Raw genomic sequence first — 24,335 nt, forward strand, 5'->3', positions numbered from 1 at the left:
ACAACATAATGCGACCATAAACGGGCAAATGGCTATACCGTGTTAGAAAACACGGAAAAACCCGTGAAAAAATGTGGGTAAAAGTGGGAGGAAGTGGCGCAAGGTGTTACCTTAGCGCATGCGGTGGGTAACCGTGCCCACCGGTGTATATAGGTTTATGGCACAGCAGTATGATTTACTGGGCGAGTATTACGTTGCGCTTGATTCCAAGGGCCGTTTTCGTCTACCCAGCAATCTACTCAAGGCGCTAGGTGATAGAGACACATTGAAATTTGTAGTTAACCGTGGATTTGATCAAAGTCTCACACTGTACCCAAAAGCAGTGTGGGACTTGATCAAAATCCAGGTTGATAATCTCAACAAATTCAACCGGAAGAACCTCGCGTTCACCCGGGCTTTCTACCGCGGCGCTACCGAACTGGTTCCCGATTCGGCGGACCGGTTATTGCTTCCCAAGCAGCTGCTGTCCTGGGCCAATGTGGAAAAAAACGTGGTGTTGAACGCCATGAACGATAGAATTGAAATTTGGGCGGAAGCCGAATACGACGAGATGCTGAACGGAGAGTTGGAAGACTACTCCGAGTTGGCGGAAGAAGTGCTCGGTGGTTCGAGTATCCAGGAACTAGGGCAATAGATGGCCTACCACGTTCCCGTACTAGCCGATGAAAGCGTCGGTTTTCTGAACCTCCGCCCCGGAGGAGTTTACGTAGATGCTACTTTCGGTGGTGGTGGCCACAGCCGCTTCATCCTTGAGCGGGCGGGGTCGCAAGACATTCGCCTGTTCGGTTTTGACCAGGATGAGGAAGCCGCGGCCAACACCCTGATCGACAGTAGATTCACCTTCGTAGCCGCCAACTTCCGTAACCTGTCCAATTTTCTGCGTCTCTACGGCGTCGATAAAATTGACGGTCTGCTCGCCGACCTGGGGGTTTCCAGCCACCAGTTCGATCAGGCCGAGCGCGGGTTCAGTTTTCGCTTCGATGCGGAGCTGGATATGCGCATGGGGAAGGGAGCCGACCGCACGGCCACCGACGTAGTCAACAACTACGTGCCGGAGGACTTGCAACGGGTATTTGGCGAATACGGCGAAGTACGCAACGCCCGCTCCCTGGCCCTCGCCATCGCGGAGGCCCGGGAGCAGGCACCCATTGTGACCATTCAGGATCTCCTGCAGGTGGTCAACCCGTGGGTCAGAGGCCAGCGACCGCGCTACTTGGCGCAGGTTTTTCAGGCACTTCGCATCGAGGTTAACGACGAGATCGGCGCTCTTACTGATTTATTGGCGCAAGCCACCAACTTACTGATACCAACACACGGCCGACTCAGCGTTATCAGCTATCATTCGCTGGAAGATCGCATCACGAAAAACTTCCTCAAAACCGGCAATGCCGACGGAGTAGTCAACAAGGATTTTTACGGGAAAATTGACCGTCCCTATAAAGTCCTGACGAAAAAACCCGTCTTGCCGGTCGCCGAAGAGATTCGGCAAAACTCCCGGGCCAGAAGTGCCAAGCTAAGGGCCGGGGAGCGTATGTAAAGGCCTCCGGATCCGGCCGCGCGCTTATCCCGCGCGGCCGGCGCCGTAGCCAAAGAAATTGCTTACGTCGACCGTAGGACGGGATTTCGGTTTTCACCTGGAAATCCCCGTGCTCCGCAGACTTTTAAATGGTGTGATACAAAATGGCTACGAACCGCAAGCGTGCCGCAGGCATTTCGGTGCCTTCGCTCATCCTGGACAACCTCGGTTACCTCTCCTTTTTAGGTGTGCTGGTGCTGCTCTACATTGGCAATGCCCACTACGCCGAGTACAACGTCCGTCGCATCCAGGAACTGGAAGCCGATATCAAAGAAAAACGCTGGTTGTATATGTCCCTCCAAAGTGAGAACATGTACAATGGGTTGCGCTCCGAAGTGGTCGACCAGGTGCGCCCCGCCGGCCTGCGCATGCACCGCGGCAAGCCCCGCAAGATCTACGCCCCCGTGGCTAAGTAAATTTTTCGTACTCTTTTCGCACCCATTAATCGCTTTCTAGCACCACACCACACGCTTTGGCCGTAAACTTCAAAGACGAGGTCCTGATCCGCATCTTCGCCATCCTGGCGGTGATCATCGTTCCGGTGGCGGCACTGCTCGTCTACCGGACCTTCGATATCGCGGTGGTCAGGCAAGCCGAGTTCCAGGAGCTCGGAAAGGAGCGCTTCCGGGTGGTCACCGTACAGGCCGAACGGGGGAATATTTACGGTCGCCACGATAACCTGCTGGCTACCTCCGTGCCGTACTTCAGCCTGCACTTCGATCCCTACGTTGCCAGTCCGGGCGACTATTACGACAACATCGACAGCCTGGCCATCCTGTTATCGCGCTACGTGGATAACAGTCACACCGCCGGGGCGTGGCGCGACAGCCTGCTCATCATGCGCGACAGTGTGGCCGGTGTCGCGAACCACTACTTCAAACTTAAGGAAAGCGTTAGTTACAGCGAGCTCTCCCGCATCCGCGAATTTCCCATTTTCAACCAGGGCCGGATGGGCGGTGGTCTGATCGTCGAAAAGCGCGCCGCCCGCAAACGGCCCTTCGGCTGGCTGGCGCGGCGTACCATCGGTTACAGCCGGGAGTCCGGTGCCAAGGTTGGCCTAGAAGGCGCCTTCGATACCCAGTTGGCCGGGGAGAGTGGGCAACAGGAAATGTTCAATATGGGCGGCGGGATCTGGTTGCCCACCGATAACCTGGCCATCGTAGAGCCGACCTCCGGCGCCGACGTACACACCACCCTGGACGTAAATATCCAGGATATTGCCGAAAACGCCCTCGAACTCGGGGTTCGGCGCCACCGGGCCGAATGGGGAGCGGCAATCGTTATGGAGGTGGAAACCGGGGCCATTCGCGCCATGGCCAATCTCGGAGCGGTCAACGCCAATCGCGACAAATACGCCGAGCAGTACAACTACGCCATTTCCCGGGCCAACGAACCCGGCTCCACCTTCAAGCTCGCCACCATGATGGCCTTGCTCGAAGACGGGCACGTGGAACTCGACAGCGAGGTCGACATCGAGAACGGCCGCAAGAAGTTCTACGATCTTACCATGGAAGACAGCAGCCCGGCAAGCCGCGGGTGGCGGGTCGTGAGCGTGCGGGACGCCTTCGAGCAGTCCTCTAACGTCGGGATGGCCAAGTTGGTGGATAGCCTCTATCATGGCAACGAATTCTCCGAGCGGCTCCGGGATTTTCACCTCGACAGCCAGAGCGGCATCGAACTGGAAGGCGAACGGGCCCCCTTCATCAACGACACCGATCAGGCCGGTTTCTCCGGTATCTCCCGCGCCTGGATGGCCATTGGGTACGAAAGCCGGCTGACCCCGCTGCAGATGCTCACTTTCTACAACGCCGTAGCCAACGGCGGCCGGATGATGAAACCGTACCTCGTGACGAAGGTGCAACGCAATGGCCGCGTACTGGAGGACTACAAACCCACGGTGATCGATGAGGAAGTGGCCAGTCCGCAAACCATCGAGCAACTGCAATCCCTCCTCGAAGGGGTAGTGGAGCGCGGAACCGCCCGGCGGCTGAAGTCGGACCAGTACCGCTTCGCCGCCAAAACGGGTACCAGCCAGCAGAACTACGGCCTGCCCAACCAGAAAACGAAGTATCAGGCCAGTTTCGCGGGTTACTTCCCGGCGGAAAATCCGACCTACAGCATTATTGTGGTGGTAAAGGACCCGACAAACGGAGCTTACTACGGTGGCGACGTGGCCGGACCGATCTTCCGGGAGATCGCCGACAACCTCTACAACAGCATGATCGAAGTGCACGAGCCTATCAATCGCGGCCCACGCCCCGTTCTCTACGCCGGTGAGCTGCCGAGCCGCGACGCGGGCTACCTTTCGGAACTCGTGGAAGTACTGGATTACGTCAACGTTCCCGTGGATACCCTGCCCGAATCCGAGCTTGCCGTCATCGGCGCGGCCGACGAGTCGGTCGAACTGGCGGCCATCAACCCGGCCGGTCAGCGCTTTCCCAACGTGCGGGGCATGCGGCTGCGCGATGCGCTGTACGTACTCGAAAACGACGGCTACGTGGTACACCCCCGTGGGGTAGGGCGCGTGGTCAATATGCGTTGGCAAAGTGACGGCAACGGTCAACCCGGCCGGGACGTAGAACTCATACTCCGTTAACCTATGCAGCTAACCACCCTCATTGCCCCCCTTACCGTCAGCTCCGTCACCGGGGCCACGGACGGGCCTGCCATCGCGGGGGTGGCCTTTGACAGCCGCCGCGTCAAACCGAATTTCCTGTTCGTGGCGGTTCCGGGTACCCAGGTCGACGGGCACGATTACATAGAAGGGGCGGTGAACGCAGGTGCAACGGCCGTAATCGTACAGGAGGGCCGACTGGTGACCAACCGGATAGCCAATCCGGAAGTGACCGTCATCACGGTGCCGGACACGGCCGTCGCGCTGGCCCTTGTCGCCGACCTTTGGTACCATTCTCCGAGTAAGTCTGTCAAGCTAGTCGGCATCACCGGCACGAACGGCAAGACGACCGTGGCTACGCTGCTGCACGACCTCTACACCTCGCTTGGCTTCCGGGCGGGACTGCTCTCCACCGTAGAAGTGCGCATCGGACGCGAACGGCGGGATGCCACCCACACCACGCCGGATGCCCTGGCAATCCACGCCGCGCTGGCGGAAATGCGGGACGCCCGGGTGGATTACGTCTTTATGGAAGTAAGCAGCCACGCCGTCCACCAGAAACGGACGCTGGGACTGGATTTCGACGGGGCGGTATTCACGAATATTACCCACGACCACCTGGATTACCATGGTACCTTCGCCGAATACCTCAGCGCGAAAAAGGCCTTCTTCGATCAGCTCACGCCGGGTAGCTTTGCCCTCGTGAATGCGGACGATCGGCGGGGGGAGGTAATGGTACAGAATACGGTCGCAGATGTATACCGCTACAGCCTGCGCACTAACGTCGACTACCACGGCCGCCTCATCGCCAATACGCCGCTGGGGCTTCAGCTCGAGATCAACGGGACGGAGGTTTTCTTCTCCATGCTCGGGCGTTTCAATGCCTATAATCTACTGGCCGCCTACGGGGTGGCGGTGTTGCTCGGGCAGTACGAGCAGGAAATCCTGGTCAGCCTCAGCGCCCTCAAGGGCGCCGAGGGCCGGCTGGAATCCGTGGTCGACCCGGCGGGGCGCATCACCGCCCTGGTCGATTACGCCCATACCCCCGATGCCCTGCGGAATGTGCTGGACACCCTGCGGGCGTTGTTGCCGGAAGGGCACCGACTGACCTGCGTGGTGGGTGCCGGCGGTGACCGGGACCGCACCAAACGACCGGAGATGGCCCGCATCGCCGCCGAACTGGCCGACCAGGTGATCCTGACCAGCGATAATCCGCGCTCCGAATCGCCCGAAGCCATCCTCAGCGAGATGGAAGCCGGCATCCCCGCCGAAGCCATGCGTCGGGTGCTGCGCATCACCGACCGCCGGCAGGCCATCCGCACCGCCGTCCGCCTGGGTAACGAGGTACTGCTCGTCGCCGGCAAGGGACACGAAACCTACCAAGAGATCCAGGGGCAACGGCTGCCCTTCGACGACCGGAAAGAACTAGCGCAAGCTTTAAAAGAATACGCCCGTGTTAATTGAGCTGACCGACTGGTTACGGGCCAACTATGGCGACTTTCCCGGCGCCAACCTGCTGGACTTCCTCAGCTTCCGGGCCGGGGTGGCGATCATCGTGTCCCTGCTACTCAGCATGGTGACCGGGGGGCGCATCATCCGCTACCTGCGCAAAAAACAGATCGGCGAATCGGTGCGGGACCTCGGCCTGGAAGGGCAGATCGAAAAGAAAGGTACCCCTACGATGGGCGGGGTGATCATCCTGCTCGCGGTGCTGGTGCCCTGCCTCTTATTCGCGCGGTTGGACAACATTTACCTCATCACCATGCTGATCGCTACGGTGTGGATGGGAGCCATCGGCTTCGTCGACGATTACTTGAAGATCAAGCATAAGAACAAGGACGGGCTGGCCGGCAAATTCAAGATCCTCGGTCAGGTGGGCCTGGGGCTGCTGATTGCCCTGATCATGCTCTTCAACGAGCGAGTGGTGGTGCGCCTGGACGTCGACAGCGCCCAGGAGATCGGCATCAGCGACGCCCAGCAAACCGGACCGGTCGAAACCATCCAACTCGACGACGGCAACATCGTACAGCGTGCCAACTACCGCACCACGCTCACCAACGTCCCCTTCATCAAGAACAGCGTGATGACGTACGCCGACGTATTCAACATCGGCCGCCAGTTGGTCTGGATCGTCTTCGTTCCCCTGATCATCTTCATCGTTACGGCCGTATCGAACGCGGCCAACCTAACGGACGGGCTCGACGGGCTGGCCACCGGCACCTCGGCCATCATCGCCGGTACCCTGGCCGTATTCGCCTACGTGGGCAGTAATGCCATTGCCGCTAACTACCTCGGTATCCTGCACCTACCCGGCACCCAGGAACTCATCGTCTTCAGTGGGTGCCTCCTCGGGGCATGCCTGGGCTTCCTCTGGCATAATAGTTACCCCGCCGCGGTTTTCATGGGGGACACCGGCTCGCTCGCACTGGGTGGGATCATCGCTGCGCTGGCGATTTTGCTGCGGAAAGAACTGCTGATCCCCATCCTTTGCGGGATCTTCGTGATCGAGAACCTGTCCGTAATGGCTCAGGTGGGGTACTTTAAGTATACCCGTAAGAAATACGGCGAGGGCCGCCGCATTCTGCGTATGTCACCGTTGCACCACCACTACCAAAAGGCGGGTATGTCGGAAGTCAAGATCGTAATCCGCTTCTGGATCATCGGTATCCTGCTGGCCGTCGCTACCATCCTAACCCTTAAACTCCGCTGATCTCCGTGAGCAAACAACTCGTCATCCTCGGTGCCGGTGAATCCGGAGCAAGCGCCGCCCGCCTCGGGAAGCGGGAGGGCTACGCGGTGTTCGTCAGCGACGCCGGAGTCGGCAGCGAAACGTATCTGGCCGAACTGCGGGAGGCGGGCATCGAATTCGAGACGGGTAGCCACAGTCACCACCGCATCCTCCAAGCCGATATCGTGGTCAAGAGCCCCGGGATTCCGGATACGGCCGGTATCGTCAAGACGATTCTGCAGGCCGGCATTCCCGTCATCTCCGAGATCGAATTGGCTTACCGCTTCGTCCCTACCGACTCCACCATCGTCGGCATCACGGGAAGTAACGGCAAGACGACCACCACCATGCTGACCCACCACCTGCTGCAGGCGGCCGGCGAGCGGGTCCTGGCCGGCGGGAACCTCGGCGACAGCTTCGCCCGACTGCTGGTGGACCACGAGCCCCAGGATATCTACGTGCTCGAACTGAGCAGCTTTCAACTGGACGGGACGGTAGATTTCCGGCCCGATATCGCCACGATTCTCAACATCACCCCGGATCACCTCGATCGCTACAACTACCAACTGGAGAAGTACGCCGATAGTAAGTTCCGGATCGGCCGACGGCAGCGGAAGGAGGATCACCTGTTGTTGCTGGACGATCCGCAGACCATTGCACCCGCGCTCCGGCGCAATAAAGTGGATGCCACGATCAGTCTCATCGATCCGGAAACGGCCATCGACGGGACCCGGATCGCGGTGGACGGCCATGAGTATGAGCTGAAGGAAAGTCCGCTACGGGGCCGTCACAATGCCATGAACGCCCTGTTCGCGGTGCGGATCGCCCGCCTGCTTGGCGTCAGCCAAGAGGAAATTCAAATCGCCCTCGAAAGCTTCGTGCCCGCCCCCCACCGCATGGAGGTTATCCCGACCCATGACGGGCGCACCTGGATCAACGACAGCAAAGCGACCAACGTGGACTCCACCTATTTTGCCCTGGAGGCTATGGACGGACCGACTGTCTGGATCGCAGGGGGGACGGACAAAGGCAACGATTACGCACCACTACGGGAGGTGCTTGACGGTAAGGTGCATACCCTGATCTGCCTGGGTGCGGACAACGAAAAACTAAAAAAGGCCTTCGGAGATATCGACCGGGTGGTCGAATGCCGTAGCGCCGAACGGGCCGTGGAACTGGCCAGTGAATACGCCGCGGCCGGGGACCGAATCCTGCTGAGCCCGGCCTGCGCCAGTTTCGACCTATTTAAGAACTACGTGGACCGGGGCGACCAGTTCCGTGCCCACGTCAAACGCATCGTCGCATGAACATCTCCACACGCATAGCTACCGAGCTGCGCGGCGATCGCGTACTGTGGGCCATCATTATCCTGCTGTCGATGATCTCGATGGTCGCAGTGTACAGCGCCGTGGCCAACCTGGCCTACCGTAATTCGGGCGGCGCGGTAAACGGTTACATTTTTAAGCACGCGGTGATCCTCGGTTTCGGCCTGATCATCGTCTACGTCGGTCACCTGCTCGCCTACACGAAGTATTCGCGGTGGGCGCCGACAATGCTGATCATGGCGATCGTCCTGTTAGTGCTTACCCAGATATTCGGTTCCGAGATCAACGGGGCCAAGCGCTGGCTGACCATTCCGTACATCAACCTGACTTTCCAGAGTTCGGACTTCGCGAAGCTGGCCCTCATCCTCTTCGTGGCCCGATCCATTGGATCGAAGCAGGACGTGATCAAGGATTTCCGGGAGGCCTTCGTACCGATCATCCTGCCGGTACTGGGCATCTGCCTGCTGATCGCACTGAGCGACTTGTCCTCGGCCATTATGCTGTTCGTGGTCTGCATCCTGATGATGATCGTGGGGCGGGTGGCGATGCAGTACATCCTGATGCTCATCCTGCTGGGCATCAGCGTCTTTAGCCTGTTGGTGATGGTGGGCTCGAAGTATCCCGGCCTGGTACCGCGGGCGGCAACTTGGGAAAAGCGAATCGAAACCTACTTCAATCCCGCCGCCGCGAAGGTGGACGACCGCCGGCAGATCACCGGTGCCATGGTGGCGATCGCCAACGGGGGCATCGTGGGCGTCGGACCGGGCAACTCCACCCAGCGGCATACGCTGTACAGCGCCCAGTCGGACTTTATCTACAGCATCATCGTGGAAGAATACGGGGCGGTCGGCGGCACGCTACTGGTGGCGATCTACCTGCTCCTGTTTTTCCGGGTCATCCGCCTGGTCACGCGAAGTAGTAAGGCCTTCGGGGCCATGGTCGCCTTCGGTATTGGGCTGAGTCTTTTATTGCAGGCCTTCCTGAACATCGCGGTCAACCTGGACCTGTTACCGGTTACCGGGCTGACCCTTCCGCTCGTGAGTATGGGGGGGACGAGTCTATTATTCACCTGTATCGCACTGGGCATTTTGATGTCCGTGTCCAAATACATAGAAGCCGTGAACGCCGATGCAACCTGACCGAGCCCCCCGTTTTATCGTGAGTGGCGGCGGAACCGGCGGCCACATTTTCCCGGCGATCGCCATCGCCGACGAGCTCCGTCGTTTACGGCCGGACGCCGAGTTCCTGTTCGTGGGGGCCCGGGGAAAAATGGAGATGGAAAAGGTGCCCGCCGCGGGCTACCGGATCGAGGGGCTGTGGATCAGCGGACTGCAACGGCGGCTCACGGTCGACAACCTGAGCTTTCCCGTCAAGGTGCTCAGTAGTCTCTTTCGTAGCCGGCAGATCCTCCGGGAATTCCGGCCGGACGTCGTGATTGGTACCGGCGGATACGCCGGCGGGCCGGTGCTGTACGCCGCGGCGCAGCGGGGCATCCCGACCCTGATCCAGGAGCCGAACGCCTTCGCCGGCCTGGCTAATAAGTGGCTCGGTGGTAAGGTGGACAAAGTCTGCGTCGCCTTCGCCGGTATGTCCAAGTTCTTTCCTTCCGAGAAATTGGTGGTCACCGGTAACCCCGTACGGGAGCAATTGCTGGAGCGGGCCAGAACGATGGCCTCCGACGGTCCGGCCACCGTACTGCTGATGGGCGGATCGGGGGGAGCCCGCTCCCTCAACCAGGCCATGGCCGCGGCTACCGAGCGGATCGCCGCCCGCCCCGAAGTGCGGTGGGTATGGCAGTGCGGCAAAAATTACCTGGAGGACTTCCGGGGGACCGCTACCGCGCAACTTCCGAACGTGACCATCACGGCCTTCCTGGACCGGATGGACGAAGCCTACGCCCAAGCAACGGTCGTGATCGGCCGGGCCGGTTCGACTACCATCGCCGAGATCGAATACCTCGGAAAGCCCGCCATCCTGGTGCCTTCCCCATGGGTGGCGGAAGATCACCAGACCCGCAACGCCGAGGCGCTGACCCAACGGGACGCGGCCGTACTGGTGGCCGATGCCGACGTCGTCGAAAAGCTGATTCCGGAAGCACTCGGGCTGATTGATAATCCCGCCCGGAGGGAGCAGTTGGGCGCCAATGCGCGGGAGCAGGCGAAACCAGGTGCCGTAAATCGGATCGCGGAGGAAGTTTTAACGCTCATTGCATCACCTACCCCTAAAAACAATTTTCATGCAACTGTCTGATATCGGGCGCGTATACTTCATCGGCATCGGTGGCATCGGCATGTCTGCCGTCGCCCGCTATTTCCGTAGCCGGGGAGTGTGGGTAGGTGGCTACGACCGGACGGTTACCCCACTCACGCAGAAGCTCGAGTCGGAGGGCATGGAGATCCACTACGAGGCTCGGGTCGAGGCCTTGCCGGAACCGGGAGACGATCTGCTGGTCGTGTATACCCCCGCCATCCCGAAAGACTTCCCCGAACTGGTCAGGGTACAGGGAGGCGGTTACACGGTACTGAAACGCTCCGAAGTCCTCGGACTCATCAGCCGCGGTATGCGCTGCGTCGGCATTGCCGGCACCCACGGCAAGACCACCACGACCACCATCACCACTTACCTGATGGTCACCGCGGGCCTGGACCCCTCGGCCTTTCTCGGGGGCATCGCCCGTGACTTTGACGGGAATTACGTCCACGGCGACAGCGACTGGGTGGTGGTGGAAGCCGACGAGTACGACCGTAGCTTCCTGCGGCTGAACCCGGAGATCGCGGTGGTGCTCTCCACCGATCCGGACCACCTCGACATCTACGGGGATCACGGCAAAATGCTAGAGACGGGCTTCCGCGCCTACGCCAAGCGGGTAAAGCCGGGGGGCCAATTGATCGTCCGCTACGACGTGGCCGAACACTTCGCCGACGTGGAAGAAGTCATGATCTCGACCTTCGGAATCGGAGCGGGAGACTTCTGCGCCCAGAATATTCGCGTCGAGAGCGGGGCGTTTCACTTCGACCTGCGCGAACCCGACGGTCACCTCATCACCAACCTCCGCACGGCACTGCCGGGCCGCCACAACGTGGAAAATGCCGTAGCCGCCTGCGCCGTCACCCGGCTGGCGGGCGGCCACGAAGACGACCTCCGCGAGGGGCTGGCCAATTTCCACGGCATTGCCCGACGCTTCGAGACCGTACTGAAGAACGGCCAGCTGGTGGTGATCGACGACTACGCCCATCATCCCACGGAGCTGCAGGCGGCCATTTCGGCGGCCCGGGAATTGTATCCTAACCGCCCCATCCGCGGCGTCTTTCAGCCCCACCTGTACAGCCGGACCCAGGACTTCGCCGCCGGCTTCGCGCGAGCGCTGGATCTGCTCGACGAAGCGATTATCATCCCGATCTATCCGGCCCGGGAGGAGCCCATCCCCGGCGTGACCAGCCAGTTGGTCTACGGGCTGATGAAGAACGAAAAACGGCGGTTGCTGAGCAAAAACCAAATGCTCGAAGCGACCGCGGAACTTAAGGACGGCGTGCTGCTGTTACTCGGCGCCGGGGATATCGACGCCCTGGTGCCCCGGGTGGTGGCCCAGCACAGTAAATCGGACAATCATGGCTACTGAAACGCAAGGCGGCAAACTGGCCCGCTTCCTGGCCGGTATCTTTATCGCTGTTCGTACCTACGGCTGGATCTTTATTGCCCTGGCCATCGCGGTGCTGGCGATCAGCGCGATCTCGGAACGGGAGTCGGCCCACCTCACCGCCATCCGTCCGCGGGTGGTCCCCCTGGCCGACGGGGCCAACCTGGTCGAAGCGGAAGAACTGATGGAGTTGCTGGCCGGCAGTTTCACCAAGCCGCTCGATCAACTGACCCTTTCCGACGTGGACATCGAACGGGTGGAAGAAGTACTCGAAAGCCAAGCATTCGTTGGTGACGCGGAGGCGTACGTGGACGCCGGTATGGTGCTCAACATCAGCGTGCGGCAGCGGGTGCCGCTCCTGCGGATCATCGCCGATAACGGCCAGAACTACTACCTCGACCGTGACGGGGTGCGCTTACCCCTCAGCGAAAATTATACGGTACGGGTGCCGGTGGTGACGGGGAATATCGTGCCCTGGTCGGAAGACTACGAAGAGCAAACCGACCACCAACTCGGCCAGCTGATGGCGTTGGGCCGGCTGTTGTACCGGGACCCTTTCCTGGCGGCCCTAATAGAGCAGATCGACATCACCGACACGGGAGAGCTGGTGCTGGCCCCCAAGGTAGGCGACCAGGTCGTTTACCTCGGACGCTACGACGATGCCCTGACGCCCGCCCGGCTGGAGCGGCTGAAAATCTTTTATCGCGAAGGAATTCCGTACGAGGGTTGGCGGAAGTACCGGAGCTTTGACTTGCGCTACGCCGACCAGGTAGTAGCTAAAAAAGCCTAAATCACAAACCATTGGGCCGCGGCTAATGACCCTGACCGCTGCCTTCACTTTTGTTAAACTATTGGATATAATGACTGATACCACTCAAAAACAAACCATTGCCGCACTCGATATCGGCACCACCAAAGTCTGCGCCCTAGTAGGCAGGCGCGACGAACACGGTCGGGTAGAGATACTCGGTACGGGTAAGGTGGAATCGGAGGGCGTCATGCGCGGCGTCGTCTCCAACATCGAAAAAACCGTCCGCGCGATCTCGGAGGCCCGGCGGCTTGCCGAGCAGTCCAGCGGCCAGACCTTCGATACCGTCCACGTGGGTATCGCCGGCCAGCACATCAAGTCGCTGCAGCACCGGGGCATGCTGATGCGGGACAACTCCCACTCGGAGATCAGCCAGCGGGACATCGACCGCCTCATCGGCGATATGCATAAACTGGTACTACCCCCCGGCGACAAGATCCTGCACGTCATTCCCCAGGAGTATACCGTCGACAACGAGCAGGGCATCGTGGATCCGATTGGGATGTCCGGGTCGAAGCTGGAAGCTAATTTTCACATCATCACGGGACAGATTACGGCCAGCAACAACATCAACCGCTGCGTGGAGCGGGCCGGCATGCACATGGCTAACGTCACTCTGGAACCCATTGCCAGTTCCGCTTCGGTACTTTACGAGGATGAGAAGCACGCCGGCGTGGCGCTGGTCGACATCGGTGGTGGCACCACCGACATCACGATCTTCCAGGAGGGCATCATCCGCCACACGGCGGTTATTCCCTTCGGCGGTCATGTGATCACGAAAGACATCAAATCGGGCTGCACCGTCATGGAGCAGCACGCCGAGAAACTGAAGGTCAACTACGGTTCGGCCCTGGCCAGCGAGGTGTACGAGAACCGGGTAATCGTGATCCCGGGGCTCCGCGGTCGCGAACCCAAGGAGATCAGCGAAAAGAACCTGGCGCTCATCATCCAGGCTCGTGCCGAGGAAATTCTCGACCACGTGCTCTGGGAGATCCGCCGCGCCGGATTCGACGGTAGCCAACTCATCGGGGGCATCGTGCTCACCGGGGGCGGGGCGCTGCTGCGCGACTTCGACAAGCTTACGGAGCTGCACACGGGTATGAGTGCGCGCATCGGTTCGCCGGTGGAGCACCTGGCCCATGGCTACACGGAAAAACTGACGAGCCCCATTTATGCTACGGGGGTAGGACTGCTGCTGCAGGGGTTTGCCGACATCGACGCCGGACGGGTGGTCGTGGCGAAACCCAAGAAGGAAGAACCGGTCACCGAACTGGAACTCGAGGAACAGATCAAGGAGGAGGCCAGCGGCCCCACCTGGTTCGATAACGTCTTCAAGCGCACGAAGGAGTGGTTCGAGGCCGAGCCCGACCGCGACTTCTAATCCGTACACCCCTCTATTCTAACCACCAATTCAAAAGTCACTCGGCGGTACCTGCCTTACCAAGAAACGGCTCGACGGCCCGAGATCAATATAGACATTATGACAATCGACTTCCCCCAGGGAGAATCTCCCATCATCAAAGTGATTGGCGTCGGCGGCGGCGGCAGCAACGCGGTCAATCACATGTATAACCAGGGTATCGTTGGCGTCGACTTCGCCATCTGCAATACCGACCACCAGGCCATGGAGCTCAGCAACGTGCCCACTAAGATCCAGCTCGGCCCGGCCCTCACCGAGGGCCGCGGAGCCGGCTCCAAGCCCAACGTGGGTAAACTGGCCTGCGAAGAAAGCATCGAGGAGGTGCGCAAGTACCTCGACAACAACTGCCGGATGCTCTTCGTCACCGCCGGAATGGGGGGTGGTACCGGAACCGGGGCCGCACCCATCATCGCCCGCACCGCGCGGGAAATGAACGTACTCACCGTGGGCATCGTCACCCTTCCCTTCACCTTCGAAGGCCGCCGGCGCGCCAACAACGGCATGGACGGCCTCCAGGAACTGAAGGAGAACGTCGATACCCTTATCGTTATCTCCAACGACAAACTGCGCCAGATCCACGGCAACCTCAACCTCAGCGAAGCCTTCTCCAAAGCCGATAACATCCTGACCACGGCCGCCAAGGGCATCGCCGAGATCATCACGGTGGCGGGTTACGTCAACGTGGACTTCGAGGACGTCAATACCGTTATGCGCGACAGCGGCGTAGCCATCATGGGTACCGCCAGCGCCGACGGCGACGACCGTGCCCGCGTAGCCGTCGACCAAGCCCTGCACAGCCCGCTGCTCGAGGACAACGACATCCGTGGTGCCAACCACATCCTGCTCAACATCACCAGCGGAACGCGGGAGGTGACGATGGACGAAATCTTCGAGATCACCGAATTCGTCCAAGAAGAAGCCGGCTACGGTACGGACCTTATCTGGGGTAACTGCTTCGACGAAAGCCTTGGCGACAAGGTCAGCGTGACGGTCATCGCCACCGGTTTCGGCGACAAGAAATCCGTCAACCGCGGCGTCGCCCCGGAACGGCAATTCGTTCACCTGGAGGAAGATCGCCCCAAGGAGCGCCGTGCTTCCCTTGAAGACATTACCGGCGAAAACGACCCGGTCGGTTACGGTAAGCCGGATCAGGCCAAGACTTTCGAATTCGAGGACATGGACGAGGCCAAAGCCCGCCTCCGTGCCCGCCGGCGGGACAGTGGCAGCTTCGCCAGCAACTACCTCCAGGAGGAGGAAGACGCCCGCCGCGAGGCGCAACGCCGGGAAATGGAACTACGCGACAAAGAGCGCCGGGAAGCACTGCGGCAACGCACCGAACTGCCCAAACTGAGCAATCCGAAGGTGGTCAACGAGCTGGAAAACCAGCCCGCCTACTTGCGGCGCAACGTGCAGCTGGACAACAACAAGCCCGGTGAACAGGACGAGCTGAGCCGCTGGAGTATCACCGACGACGAGAAGGTGCCGCTGCGTCGTAACAATTCCTTCCTCCACGACAATGTCGACTAACCGGTATTTGTCTCTGTTCAAACAGTCTATTATATCCGTTTTTTTACTGATGCTGCCGCACCAAGCCCAGCCTTAGTATGCACACCGTTTTAGCTTTGGAAGCGGGTAGCGAGGGGTCAATCTCGCTGCCCGCATTTTTTTTAGGGCCGCTCGCCGGCGAAACGGAAGATGTCGAAAAGGTGTACCCCTTAGCCCCCTCTTAAGGAAGGGAGGACCGTGGCGCGAGCCCCTATTCGAACAACCTGGCCTTCTACCGACATATATAAGTAGGAACAAGTAAATCACCTACGGGCCGCTTTACGTCAGATCCTAACATTTACTGTTATATCAGGTCCGGCTACTCACCGGATCCAAAAAAGCCCCCCGCCATTGCTGACGAGGGGCTTTCCTTTTGTTGACCCATCCGGATCGTAGCGTCAATTGAGGGTATACTCCAGGGTAATGTTGGTGTCCAATACTTTGGATATCGGGCAGTTTACCTTGGCGTCGTTGATGATCTTGTCGAATTCATCCTTTTCGATGCCGTCCACCTTGGCGGTAACGGTTAGGTGGCTTTCGACGATGGTCTGGTCCTGGAAGTCTACGGCGCAGTCAGTGTCGAGCTCCGTGGCCGTGTAGCCGGCTTCGCCCAGTTTGGCGCTTAGGGCCATAGTGAAGCAGCCGGCGTGGGCCGCGGCGATGAGTTCTTCCGGATTGGTTCCCTTGCCGTTTTCAAAGCGGCTTTTGTAGGAGTAGGAAGTGTGCTCGAGCACGGTGCTTTTCGTGGTCAGGTGGCCCGATCCTTCTTTGACGGATCCTTGCCATACGGCGGTTGCGGTACGTTTCATGTTAAGTTGTTTGATACGTAGCTGTAATTGCGCAGCCCCGTTTTTGTTCGTAGCCGTTACCTTGGGCCCATGAAGATTGCAGTAGTAAGCGGAGCCAACCGGGGGCTCGGCAAAGAAGTGGTTCGCCAACTCGCCCGGAAGGAAATGCGCGTCATTTTGACCAGCCGGACGGAGCACGGAAAGGAAGTAGCCGACGCCTTCCGGGATCAGCGTCTGGACGTGATGTACCACCAACTCGACGTAGCCGACGGCCAGAGTATCGCCGAATTCACCGAATATCTACGGGAGGAGCACGGCACCATCGACATCCTGGTCAACAACGCCGGCATTCACTACGATACTTACCAGAATACCCTCAACGCCGACTTTGGCGTAGTCCAGGAGGCCTTCACGGTGAATACCCTCGGCCCCTGGCGCCTCAGCAAGGCGCTCTATCCCCTGATCCGCAAGGGTGGGGGCGGCCGCATCGTCAACGTCTCTAGCTCGAGCGGCTCCTTTGTCGAGTCCTGGCCGGGAACGCCCGCCTACGCCATCACGAAAGTCGGCCTCAACATGCTCACCCTGAAGATGGCCGCGGATATGGCGGACGACAAGATCCTCGTCAACGCCGTCTGCCCCGGCTGGGCGCGTACCGACATGGGCGGAGCGGAGGCACCCCGCAGCGCCGAGGAGGGCGCGGCTAGCATCGTCTGGGCGGTCACCATTCCCGACGACGGCCCGACGGGGGGATTCTTTCAGGACGGCAATCCGGTGAGCTGGTAAATGGGGGCGCCGGAGCGCGGGTGCCAGGGATTCACGACCGGTAAATGCGGTCCACGAGAATGGCGTGCGGTAGCGTGATCAGGCTCACCATGATGAACAGCAGACTGAGATCGGGAGCATATCCACCCCGCTGATCCATCAGAACATAGGCGATGGCCATCGACGCGAATGCACCGACGGTCAACGGTAGCAACTGCCAAATGTAATTCGACCAGCCGCCCGTCAACCGGTGCCGGCGCAAATACTGCCACTGCTGGATCAGGGCGGGTAGGGAATGCCACAGGAGAAAGAAGATCGCGAAGCCAAGCAGTAAGTCGGCCGTCAGGTAAATCACGGTGAGCACGGCCAGATCGATCAACCGCCGCGGCTGCCATCGGTAGGTCGCTACGGCCAGGTTTCCGGCGACGAGTACCGCCGGCACGGCCAGTTGCGTCCACGCCGGAAGGCGCAACTGCCAACCGATCATACCGCTGACAATGGGCTCGGCCTCGGGGTAATGGTAAAAAACGGGGAAGCCCAGTACGAAACAGCCCCACAGCAGGCGGCTGGGGAGCGGACCTCCGTCGGGTTGCCCGAAGTGGTATACCGACATACCCAAAAAGCCGATCAGGGCCAGGCCGGGCAGCCACCACCAGAGGAGGGTGTAAGCCGTCACGACACCGAGGTAATACAGGACGAACCCCGCCGCCACGAAGGGAGCCCCGGCCGGTTGCCGACTGCGGAAGATCAGGTGGTCGGCCGCACCGTGGGGTATACCCATTGCCAGCAGGATCAGGGCCACGGTTGGGCCGTCGGTAGCCGGAGCCACCGCAATCGCTACGAGGGAAAGCCCGCGGACGATCCAGGAAAGTGTGGTGCCCATAGCCCCGTGTGGTTCCATCACTTATGGATGGAAGCGAAGTCGTAACCCTGTTCGCGACTGAGGATCTGCGCCAGCTGCGTCAGTAGAATACCGTAGATCACCTTGGAACTGATATCGGCTACGGTGTAGGTCATTTGCCGGGCCACGATACCGGTCTCGTTGTAGAATCCGCCCTCGATACCCAGCAGATGCGGCATCAGGTAGGCGCCGGGGTAGAGGAACCAGGATACCAGGAAGAGAATCCAAATCTGGTTCAGCACCTTTCGGGCCGGCTCCGACAAGCCTTCCTTGCCCTCCTTGATCACCTTATTCATCACCCAAAGTACGTGGAAGAAGAACACCGTGGAAATGGCCCCCCAGACGAAAAACGCCGTCAGGTTGCTCACTTCGTAGAACTGTCCGATGTAGCCCGTCACGATCATCAGTACCCCGGAAAACCAGAACTGGTTGCGGATACTCGAGAAACTACTCTTGGTTAGCGTGATCACGAAGAGAATCTGAAACAGCAGCATCGGTACGTCGATCAGCCAATTCAGGTAGCGATAGCCGTTGTTGAACAGATCGTCGCCGACGCCCAGGATGTACATGCCGCTCTCGGGGTCAAAATTGAAGGTGTTGTTCCAGTTTACCGACTGGACGTACAACAAAAGGAAGGCCGACACCATCACCACGCCGGAAAGGATGGAGGAGATGCGGTACTTCGGGGCTACATACTTCGTCGTGAGTACGAAGTAGAGCAAGGCCGCCAACATAACGGCGTACCCCAGCGTCAGACAGTGGGCCACCATTTGGTAGGCCATTTCTGAGATGCCGTCCCGTAGGGCGATGTAGTTTTCGAAATTCGCGTTTCCTAGCTGCTCCATGGTTGTAGTGGTTTTGCGGTTTAAATCGCGGAGCGCGATTTTTGTTGCGGTAAAACCTTGTTATCCAACCGGTAAGCGAAAATGGCCGCTTCTCGCAACCAAATTCCAGCTTCGCCGCTTAGGGCCGTGATGATCAGGTTGTTTCACCGGCTGACCCCCCTGCAAAAGCTACTCTGCGGCTATTTGACCCTGCTGGCTCTCGGGTGGATATTGTTGAACCTTCCGGTGTTTCATTCCGGCGGTTCGGCCGTTATCGACCACCTGTTCACGGCCACTTCGGCGCTTACTACGACGGGGCTCACTACGATCAACGTGGCCGACAGCTATTCCTTCGCCGGGGAGATCGTGATCCTCCTGCTTTTACAGATCGGGGGGATCGGCTACATGTCGCTGGCGGGCTGGCTGCTGTTAGAGAGTCACTACGGGCTGAAAAGCCGGGAAGACGAAGAGAAGGAGGAGATGGTCGAGAGCGACTACACCGTTCCCCGCGGTTCCGACCACCGGAGCTTCCTCATCAAGTTGCTTGGGTTCACCCTGGCCTGTGAGGCGATCGGCGCGGTGATCCTGTCCGTCGCCTTTTCCGCCCACGGGGAGGAGCTGCCGGTGTGGAAGGGCATCTTCATCGCGGTGAGTGCCTTCTGTACCGCCGGGCTCCACCTTTTCGACAGTAGCCTGCACGGATTTACGGACAATGTTTCCGTCAACCTGACGGTCTCGGCGCTCAGTCTGGCCGGCTCCTTCGGCTTTCTTTTCTTCGTCGACGTCTACGACCGCCTGCTTGGCCACACCAAGCGACTGGGCGTTTCCACCCGTGCCATTTTTCTGGTTATGGCGGTGAGCCTCGTGGGGGTCACCGCTACCCTGATGTTCTACGACCCTTACTTCAACACCGGCGGGGAAGTGGACCTGGGGCTGATGGCGGGTGCCTTTCAGGCCATCAGCACGGTGTCGACCACCGGCTTCAGCACCGTACCGATCGATCGGCTCAGTATGGCCAGTACCTTCCTGCTGACCATCTTCATGTTCATCGGGGCCTCACCTTCCGGTACCGGCGGCGGCATTAAGAATACTACGGCCGCCACGGCCTTCGCCTATTTGGTCGCGGTGGTACGCCGAAAAAAGGACATTGTGCTACTCGGCGCCCGACTTTCCCAAAAACGCGTACACCTGGCGATGGCCCTGCTCGTGGTCAACCTGATCCTGGTCCTGGTGGCGGGGTTCGCGCTGCTGGTGGGCACGCCGGACGCGACCTTCGCGCCGATCTTCGAGGTGGTATCGGCCCTGGGTACGGTGGGGTTGTCGCTGGGGGCCACCGGGGAAGTGGACGCGGGAGGCAAGGTCTTGTTGATTGCACTTATGATACTGGGCCGACTGGGCACGCTTTCCGTCATCATGGCCGTACTGGGGCATTCCCCGAATTCGGCGGAGCATGCGGATTCCGGGGACGGGGACGACGGGGACATCGCCATTGAAGGCTAATCTTTTCACCCGCGCTCCGGCGCAAAAAGACCCTTCCATGTTCGCTGAGGCATCGCACGGGTGGTTCCCGCAAAAACCGGATCGGCGGTCTCGTGTTCCGCCCTCGGGCTTTCCCTCCTCACCCATAACAAAACTACAGCTAATGGACTACCTCATTATCGCCTTACAACTTATCGTCGGCCTCAGTATCCTCAACGTCTGGCTGGTGCAGCCGACAAAAAACACCAAGTGGCGGGGCGGTAACGCCACTACGATCGTGGAGGAATTTCAGGCCTACGGGCTGCCGGTCTGGTCGGTCTACGTGGTGGGCTTCATCAAGGTGGTGCTGGCGGTACTGCTCCTCGTGGCGATCTGGGTGCCGGAACTTCGCTTTTACGCGGCGATCGGACTGGCGGCCATGCTCACCGGTTCCGTACTGATGCACGTCAAGATCAGCGATCCGCTGTTTAAATCGTTCCCGGCCGCGCTGTTCCTGGTGCTTTGCCTCATCATTGCCTTCGTGCCGGCCAACCCGTTATAGGAGGCCGGCGTAATGCAGCGCCAGGTAGCCATTCAGGGCGGCGTACAGAAAGGCCGGCGTGGCCTGCAACAGCGTATCGCGAATGTACATCCGTACGCCGAAGCCGTAGGCCATCATCAGACTGAGGCCGGCCGCTGCGGCCATAGCCAGCGGGGGCGAAACGTAGTACCCCGCGATGAGACCGATGCCGCCGAGAATCTGCAGGTAGCCGGTGAGCGGTCGCTCGCGGTCGTAGCCATAGCGGATAAACTCCCGCTTCATGTAGTCCGACGTCTGGCAACTGATGCCGAAGCCTAAAAAAGAAATGGCCGAAAAAAAGGTGGCCAGGGTCGCAAACGCCATACGGGAAGGTTTAGGAGCGTGGTCGTCCCGGGAGCCCCCGACCTAATAAAATATCTACTGCAATGTTTGCCATACACGAAAAGGGAATCGGCCGCACCCGACGCTTGCTAGGGTACATCCTCTCGCTGCTGCCTTCGCTGGGGGTTCTGGCTTCGGGGGTAACCAAATTCTTTCCCAATACCGAGATCCACCTCCTCCTGCAGGCGCTGGGCATGGACGACTACGCCATCCCGATCGGACTCATCGAGATGGCCATCGTCGTGCTGTACTGGGTGCCACGGACCAGTAATTTCGGTTTCTTCCTCTTCTGCTCCTACATCGGCGGCATCTTCGTAGCGGAGCTGATGTTAGGCGACGTGCCCCTGCCGGCCCTCACGATCGGGGCGATGATCTACCTCGGGACCCTGCTGCGGAAGCCTTCCCTGATCGGGTAGGGGATCGCCCGCAGGGGCGGGGGTTTGCGGGCGACGGGGCGCAGGAGAAACAATCCGGGAAAATTTAACCTCGGTTCCTTCGAGCAAGCCATTCAACGGGAGTGTTTTACTACTAATGCCATAGGAAACCTATCGCGCGACCGTCGCCACGGGATTGGCCCTGTTGTCACCTAATGGTTTGCCCGTAATGCTGCTGAATGCACTGGAGTTATCGCTCCCCCTGACCGATCCGGTCGTCAAGTTTCTGCTGATTCTGCTTACGATTTTGCTGGCTCCTTTACTGCTGAACCGCATTCGGGTTCCCCAATTGCTGGGACTTATTGTTGCCGGGGCCGTCATCGGCCCCCACGGGCTGAACCTGATGGAACGCGACAGCGGCATCATCCTGTCGGGCACCGCCGGGCTCCTGTACATCATGTTCCTGGCCGGACTGGAGATCGACTTGGCCGACTTCAAGAAAAACAGTACGAAAAGCGCGGTTTTCGGGCTCTACACCTTCCTCATCCCCATGGCGGTCGGTACCGCGGCCGGGGTCTACGTACTTGGCTTCAGCTGGCCGACGGCCGTGCTGCTCGCCAGCATGTTCGCCTCGCACACCCTGATCGCGTACCCGATGATCAGCCGGATGGGCGTGGCGAAGAACCGGGCGGTGAATATCACGGTTGGCGGGACGGTGATCACCGATACGCTGGCGCTGCTGGTGCTGGCGGTGATCGTCGGTATGACCACCGGGGAGGTGGGCGTGGAGTTCTGGGTGCGCCTCACCCTAAGCATTCTAGTGTTCGGGCTCGTGGTGCTGTTCGGCTTTCCGGTTATCGGGCGCTGGTTTCTCAAGCGTTTCGACGACGGGGTGACCCAGTACGTCTTCGTACTGGCGATGGTCTTCCTCGGCGCGGTACTGGCGGAGCTGGCCGGGATCGAGCCGATCATCGGGGCCTTCCTCGCGGGCCTGGCCCTGAACCGGCTGATTCCCCTGACGAGTCCGCTGATGAACCGCATCGAATTCGTCGGTAACGCCATCTTCATCCCCTTCTTCCTGATCGGGGTGGGGATGCTGATCGATTACCGGGCCTTCATCCAGGACCTGAACACCATCCGGGTCGCGGCGGTCATGACCGTCGTCGCGATCGGTACGAAATACATTGCCGCCTGGCTTACCCAGCAAACCTACGGCTACACCGCGGACGAGCGTAGCCTCATCTTCGGACTGAGCAACGCCCAGGCGGCAGCCACGCTGGCGGCGGTACTGGTGGGCTACAATACCGTGATTGGCACGGCCGCCGGCGGAGAGCCGATTCGACTACTGAACGAAAACGTGCTGAACGGGACGATTCTCATGATCCTGGTAACCTGCACGGTGGCCTCCCTAGTCGCCCAGCGGGGGGCGGCGAAGGTGCTGGCGCTTGAGGAAGCGGAAACCCCGGAAGTCGAGGAGGAAGCCACCGAACGCATCCTGATTCCGGTCAGCAACCGCGACACCGCCGAGGAACTGATCAACCTCGGCGTAACCCTCAAGCCCAAAACCCGCGGCCAACTCTATGCCCTGAGCGTGATCGAGCAGGACCTGCAGGATACGGTGTCCGAATCCCGCGCCAGGAAAGTGCTGAACAAAGCCATCACCACGGCTTCCGGTGCCGACCACGAAATGGTCGAACTGCTGCGCTACGACCTCAACGTGTCCAACGCCATCACCAGCGTGGTACGCGAAAACCGCATCAGCGATCTCATTCTCGGTCTCCACGTCGGGAAGGGAATTTCCCGCTCCTTCCTGGGTAACCTGACGGAAGGTATTCTATCCCGCTGTAACACCACCACGTTGATCTACAAGCCCGTCCAGCCGTTCGCGACCATCAAGCGCCACCTGGTGATCTTCCCCGAGCGGGCCGAAGAAGAGCAGGGCTACGAGGTCTGCCTCGACCGGCTCTGGAACATCGCCAAAAACAGCGGGGCCCGGATGGTCTTCTACGGCACCCTGGATACCCTGGAGCTGATCCGGGAACGGAACGTCCAGCTCCCCATCGACGCCGTTTTCGTGGACTTTGCCGACTGGGACGACTTCCTGATCCTCTCCCGCGACTTCACCGTCGATGACAACCTCATCCTCGTAATGAGCCGCGAGGATAGTCCATCCTACCACCGGAGTATGCGCAAGATCCCCGGCTACCTCAACAAGTACTTCACGACCAACAGCTTCATCCTGATCTACCCGATGCAGGAATGCGTGGTCGATACCCTTACGACCAACCTGAAGGACCCGTCGTTTACGGCTCCGCTGCGCCACTTCCGGGGGGTAGGGAAGTCATTGTCCGACCGGCTGCGTAAGCGAGGGGGTGACCCGGGCCCGATTTTGGGGCCGGTGGGGGGGTAAGCTGGCGTCAGGGTATAAGAATCACGGGTGCCTCGGTAAATGCCCCGACAGACCGACTCAAAAGCCAATCTGTACCCTCAAATCAAACCCGCCACCCGACGTTTTACTTTCCCCTTTTGGTGCGGTTCGTCTGAAGCCCAGACCCGCGGAAGCCTCCAGGATTAATTTGCCCAGCGGCCTTCTCAACCCCCAGCTCGGAATAACGGTAAAACCCGTCATCGGCCTGAGCGCGCCATTAGACTT

22 protein-coding genes are annotated in these 24,335 nt (G+C 59.9%); 18 read left to right on the forward strand and 4 right to left on the reverse strand.

The window, feature by feature from the left end:
- The first annotated feature begins 157 nt into the window (after window positions 1–157).
- From CLV84_RS22175 to ftsZ, 13 genes are all read left to right on the forward strand, one after another.
- On the forward strand, window positions 158–634 hold the full coding sequence (locus tag CLV84_RS22175; protein WP_104421195.1) for a division/cell wall cluster transcriptional repressor MraZ: 477 nt from the start codon (window positions 158–160) through the stop codon (window positions 632–634).
- Window positions 635–1,537: a 16S rRNA (cytosine(1402)-N(4))-methyltransferase RsmH gene (gene rsmH, locus CLV84_RS14450; RefSeq protein ID WP_104420485.1), complete on the forward strand. Its 903-nt coding sequence runs from the start codon at window positions 635–637 to the stop codon at window positions 1,535–1,537.
- A 143-nt stretch (window positions 1,538–1,680) separates the two neighbouring features.
- On the forward strand, window positions 1,681–1,992 hold the full coding sequence (locus CLV84_RS14455; protein WP_104420486.1) for an FtsL-like putative cell division protein: 312 nt from the start codon (window positions 1,681–1,683) through the stop codon (window positions 1,990–1,992).
- A 56-nt stretch (window positions 1,993–2,048) separates the two neighbouring features.
- A complete protein-coding gene (locus CLV84_RS14460) occupies window positions 2,049–4,172 on the forward strand; it encodes a penicillin-binding transpeptidase domain-containing protein (RefSeq protein ID WP_104420487.1) in 2,124 nt (707 codons plus the stop codon).
- 3 nt (window positions 4,173–4,175) lie between these two features.
- Window positions 4,176–5,654 (forward strand): UDP-N-acetylmuramoyl-L-alanyl-D-glutamate--2,6-diaminopimelate ligase, encoded by a 1,479-nt coding sequence (locus CLV84_RS14465; protein WP_104420488.1) that lies wholly within the window; start codon window positions 4,176–4,178, stop codon window positions 5,652–5,654.
- Window positions 5,644–6,900 carry a phospho-N-acetylmuramoyl-pentapeptide-transferase gene (gene mraY, locus CLV84_RS14470; protein ID WP_104420489.1) on the forward strand — a complete coding sequence of 419 codons (1,257 nt, stop codon included), beginning with the start codon at window positions 5,644–5,646 and terminating at the stop codon, window positions 6,898–6,900. Before CLV84_RS14465 ends, mraY begins: the two co-directional genes overlap by 11 nt.
- Before the next feature lie 5 nt (window positions 6,901–6,905).
- Window positions 6,906–8,225, forward strand: a complete 1,320-nt coding sequence (gene murD, locus CLV84_RS14475) for a UDP-N-acetylmuramoyl-L-alanine--D-glutamate ligase (RefSeq protein WP_245911520.1) — start codon at window positions 6,906–6,908, stop codon at window positions 8,223–8,225.
- Window positions 8,222–9,382, forward strand: a complete 1,161-nt coding sequence (locus tag CLV84_RS14480) for an FtsW/RodA/SpoVE family cell cycle protein (RefSeq protein ID WP_104420491.1) — start codon at window positions 8,222–8,224, stop codon at window positions 9,380–9,382. Before murD ends, CLV84_RS14480 begins: the two co-directional genes overlap by 4 nt.
- Complete coding sequence (murG, locus tag CLV84_RS14485; protein WP_104420492.1) at window positions 9,372–10,493, forward strand: undecaprenyldiphospho-muramoylpentapeptide beta-N-acetylglucosaminyltransferase; 1,122 nt, start codon at window positions 9,372–9,374, stop codon at window positions 10,491–10,493. The genes CLV84_RS14480 and murG overlap by 11 nt, the downstream gene beginning before the upstream one ends.
- Window positions 10,480–11,862, forward strand: a complete 1,383-nt coding sequence (gene murC / locus CLV84_RS14490) for a UDP-N-acetylmuramate--L-alanine ligase (RefSeq protein WP_104420493.1) — start codon at window positions 10,480–10,482, stop codon at window positions 11,860–11,862. Before murG ends, murC begins: the two co-directional genes overlap by 14 nt.
- Entirely contained in the window at window positions 11,852–12,670 is an 819-nt protein-coding gene (locus CLV84_RS14495) for a cell division protein FtsQ/DivIB (protein WP_104420494.1), read from the forward strand. Before murC ends, CLV84_RS14495 begins: the two co-directional genes overlap by 11 nt.
- A gap of 70 nt (window positions 12,671–12,740) precedes the next feature.
- A complete protein-coding gene (gene ftsA, locus CLV84_RS14500; RefSeq protein WP_104421196.1) occupies window positions 12,741–14,069 on the forward strand; it encodes a cell division protein FtsA in 1,329 nt (442 codons plus the stop codon).
- Window positions 14,070–14,168: 99 nt separating this feature from the next.
- Window positions 14,169–15,635 (forward strand): cell division protein FtsZ, encoded by a 1,467-nt coding sequence (ftsZ, locus tag CLV84_RS14505; protein WP_104420495.1) that lies wholly within the window; start codon window positions 14,169–14,171, stop codon window positions 15,633–15,635.
- Between the two features lie 416 nt (window positions 15,636–16,051).
- Here ftsZ and CLV84_RS14510 read toward each other — a convergent pair whose 3' ends face one another.
- The gene (locus tag CLV84_RS14510) at window positions 16,052–16,462 is read right to left on the reverse strand and encodes an OsmC family protein (RefSeq protein ID WP_104420496.1); all 411 of its coding nucleotides are present in this window, start codon (window positions 16,460–16,462) and stop codon (window positions 16,052–16,054) included.
- A 69-nt stretch (window positions 16,463–16,531) separates the two neighbouring features.
- Here CLV84_RS14510 and CLV84_RS14515 point away from each other — a divergent pair, with 69 nt between their 5' ends.
- Window positions 16,532–17,224 (forward strand): SDR family NAD(P)-dependent oxidoreductase, encoded by a 693-nt coding sequence (locus CLV84_RS14515; protein ID WP_104420497.1) that lies wholly within the window; start codon window positions 16,532–16,534, stop codon window positions 17,222–17,224.
- A gap of 31 nt (window positions 17,225–17,255) precedes the next feature.
- Here the strand turns inward: CLV84_RS14515 and CLV84_RS14520 are convergent, their stop codons facing one another.
- Entirely contained in the window at window positions 17,256–18,086 is an 831-nt protein-coding gene (locus CLV84_RS14520) for a Brp/Blh family beta-carotene 15,15'-dioxygenase (protein WP_170067715.1), read from the reverse strand.
- 17 nt (window positions 18,087–18,103) lie between these two features.
- Window positions 18,104–18,949, reverse strand: coding sequence for a bacteriorhodopsin (locus CLV84_RS14525; protein WP_104420499.1), 846 nt, complete (start codon window positions 18,947–18,949; stop codon window positions 18,104–18,106).
- 183 nt (window positions 18,950–19,132) lie between these two features.
- On the opposite strand from CLV84_RS14525, the gene CLV84_RS14530 reads away from it, so the two are divergent.
- Both CLV84_RS14530 and CLV84_RS14535 read left to right on the forward strand, forming a co-directional pair.
- Complete coding sequence (locus CLV84_RS14530; RefSeq protein ID WP_170067716.1) at window positions 19,133–20,428, forward strand: TrkH family potassium uptake protein; 1,296 nt, start codon at window positions 19,133–19,135, stop codon at window positions 20,426–20,428.
- A gap of 142 nt (window positions 20,429–20,570) precedes the next feature.
- The gene (locus tag CLV84_RS14535) at window positions 20,571–20,948 is read left to right on the forward strand and encodes a DoxX family protein (RefSeq protein WP_104420501.1); all 378 of its coding nucleotides are present in this window, start codon (window positions 20,571–20,573) and stop codon (window positions 20,946–20,948) included.
- Here the strand turns inward: CLV84_RS14535 and CLV84_RS14540 are convergent.
- Window positions 20,943–21,290: a DoxX family protein gene (locus CLV84_RS14540; RefSeq protein WP_104420502.1), complete on the reverse strand. Its 348-nt coding sequence runs from the start codon at window positions 21,288–21,290 to the stop codon at window positions 20,943–20,945. The two genes, CLV84_RS14535 and CLV84_RS14540, sit on opposite strands and share 6 nt — an antisense overlap.
- A gap of 62 nt (window positions 21,291–21,352) precedes the next feature.
- On the opposite strand from CLV84_RS14540, the gene CLV84_RS14545 reads away from it, so the two are divergent.
- Together CLV84_RS14545 and CLV84_RS14550 are read left to right on the forward strand one after the other, a co-directional pair.
- A complete protein-coding gene (locus CLV84_RS14545; RefSeq protein WP_104420503.1) occupies window positions 21,353–21,724 on the forward strand; it encodes a hypothetical protein in 372 nt (123 codons plus the stop codon).
- A 187-nt stretch (window positions 21,725–21,911) separates the two neighbouring features.
- On the forward strand, window positions 21,912–24,092 hold the full coding sequence (locus tag CLV84_RS14550) for a cation:proton antiporter (protein WP_104420504.1): 2,181 nt from the start codon (window positions 21,912–21,914) through the stop codon (window positions 24,090–24,092).
- Window positions 24,093–24,335: the final 243 nt, after the last annotated feature.

Origin of the sequence: Neolewinella xylanilytica, from assembly GCF_002934605.1 — a bacterium.
In the GTDB taxonomy this organism is placed as follows: Bacteria; Bacteroidota; Bacteroidia; order Chitinophagales; family Saprospiraceae; genus Neolewinella; species Neolewinella xylanilytica.

Excerpts from the sequence above, each read along its gene's own strand:
- CLV84_RS22175 (WP_104421195.1), top strand. The coding sequence starts at position 158 with ATGGCACAGCAGTATGATTTACTGGGCGAGTATTACGTTGCGCTTGAT.
- rsmH (WP_104420485.1), top strand. The coding sequence starts at position 635 with ATGGCCTACCACGTTCCCGTACTAGCCGATGAAAGCGTCGGTTTTCTG.
- CLV84_RS14455 (WP_104420486.1), top strand. The coding sequence starts at position 1,681 with ATGGCTACGAACCGCAAGCGTGCCGCAGGCATTTCGGTGCCTTCGCTC.
- CLV84_RS14465 (WP_104420488.1), top strand. The coding sequence starts at position 4,176 with ATGCAGCTAACCACCCTCATTGCCCCCCTTACCGTCAGCTCCGTCACC.
- CLV84_RS14480 (WP_104420491.1), top strand. The coding sequence starts at position 8,222 with ATGAACATCTCCACACGCATAGCTACCGAGCTGCGCGGCGATCGCGTA.
- murG (WP_104420492.1), top strand. The coding sequence starts at position 9,372 with ATGCAACCTGACCGAGCCCCCCGTTTTATCGTGAGTGGCGGCGGAACC.
- murC (WP_104420493.1), top strand. The coding sequence starts at position 10,480 with ATGCAACTGTCTGATATCGGGCGCGTATACTTCATCGGCATCGGTGGC.
- CLV84_RS14495 (WP_104420494.1), top strand. The coding sequence starts at position 11,852 with ATGGCTACTGAAACGCAAGGCGGCAAACTGGCCCGCTTCCTGGCCGGT.
- ftsA (WP_104421196.1), top strand. The coding sequence starts at position 12,741 with ATGACTGATACCACTCAAAAACAAACCATTGCCGCACTCGATATCGGC.
- ftsZ (WP_104420495.1), top strand. The coding sequence starts at position 14,169 with ATGACAATCGACTTCCCCCAGGGAGAATCTCCCATCATCAAAGTGATT.
- CLV84_RS14510 (WP_104420496.1), bottom strand. The coding sequence starts at position 16,462 with ATGAAACGTACCGCAACCGCCGTATGGCAAGGATCCGTCAAAGAAGGA.
- CLV84_RS14515 (WP_104420497.1), top strand. The coding sequence starts at position 16,532 with ATGAAGATTGCAGTAGTAAGCGGAGCCAACCGGGGGCTCGGCAAAGAA.
- CLV84_RS14520 (WP_170067715.1), bottom strand. The coding sequence starts at position 18,086 with ATGGGCACCACACTTTCCTGGATCGTCCGCGGGCTTTCCCTCGTAGCG.
- CLV84_RS14525 (WP_104420499.1), bottom strand. The coding sequence starts at position 18,949 with ATGGAGCAGCTAGGAAACGCGAATTTCGAAAACTACATCGCCCTACGG.
- CLV84_RS14535 (WP_104420501.1), top strand. The coding sequence starts at position 20,571 with ATGGACTACCTCATTATCGCCTTACAACTTATCGTCGGCCTCAGTATC.
- CLV84_RS14540 (WP_104420502.1), bottom strand. The coding sequence starts at position 21,290 with ATGGCGTTTGCGACCCTGGCCACCTTTTTTTCGGCCATTTCTTTTTTA.
- CLV84_RS14545 (WP_104420503.1), top strand. The coding sequence starts at position 21,353 with ATGTTTGCCATACACGAAAAGGGAATCGGCCGCACCCGACGCTTGCTA.
- CLV84_RS14550 (WP_104420504.1), top strand. The coding sequence starts at position 21,912 with ATGCTGCTGAATGCACTGGAGTTATCGCTCCCCCTGACCGATCCGGTC.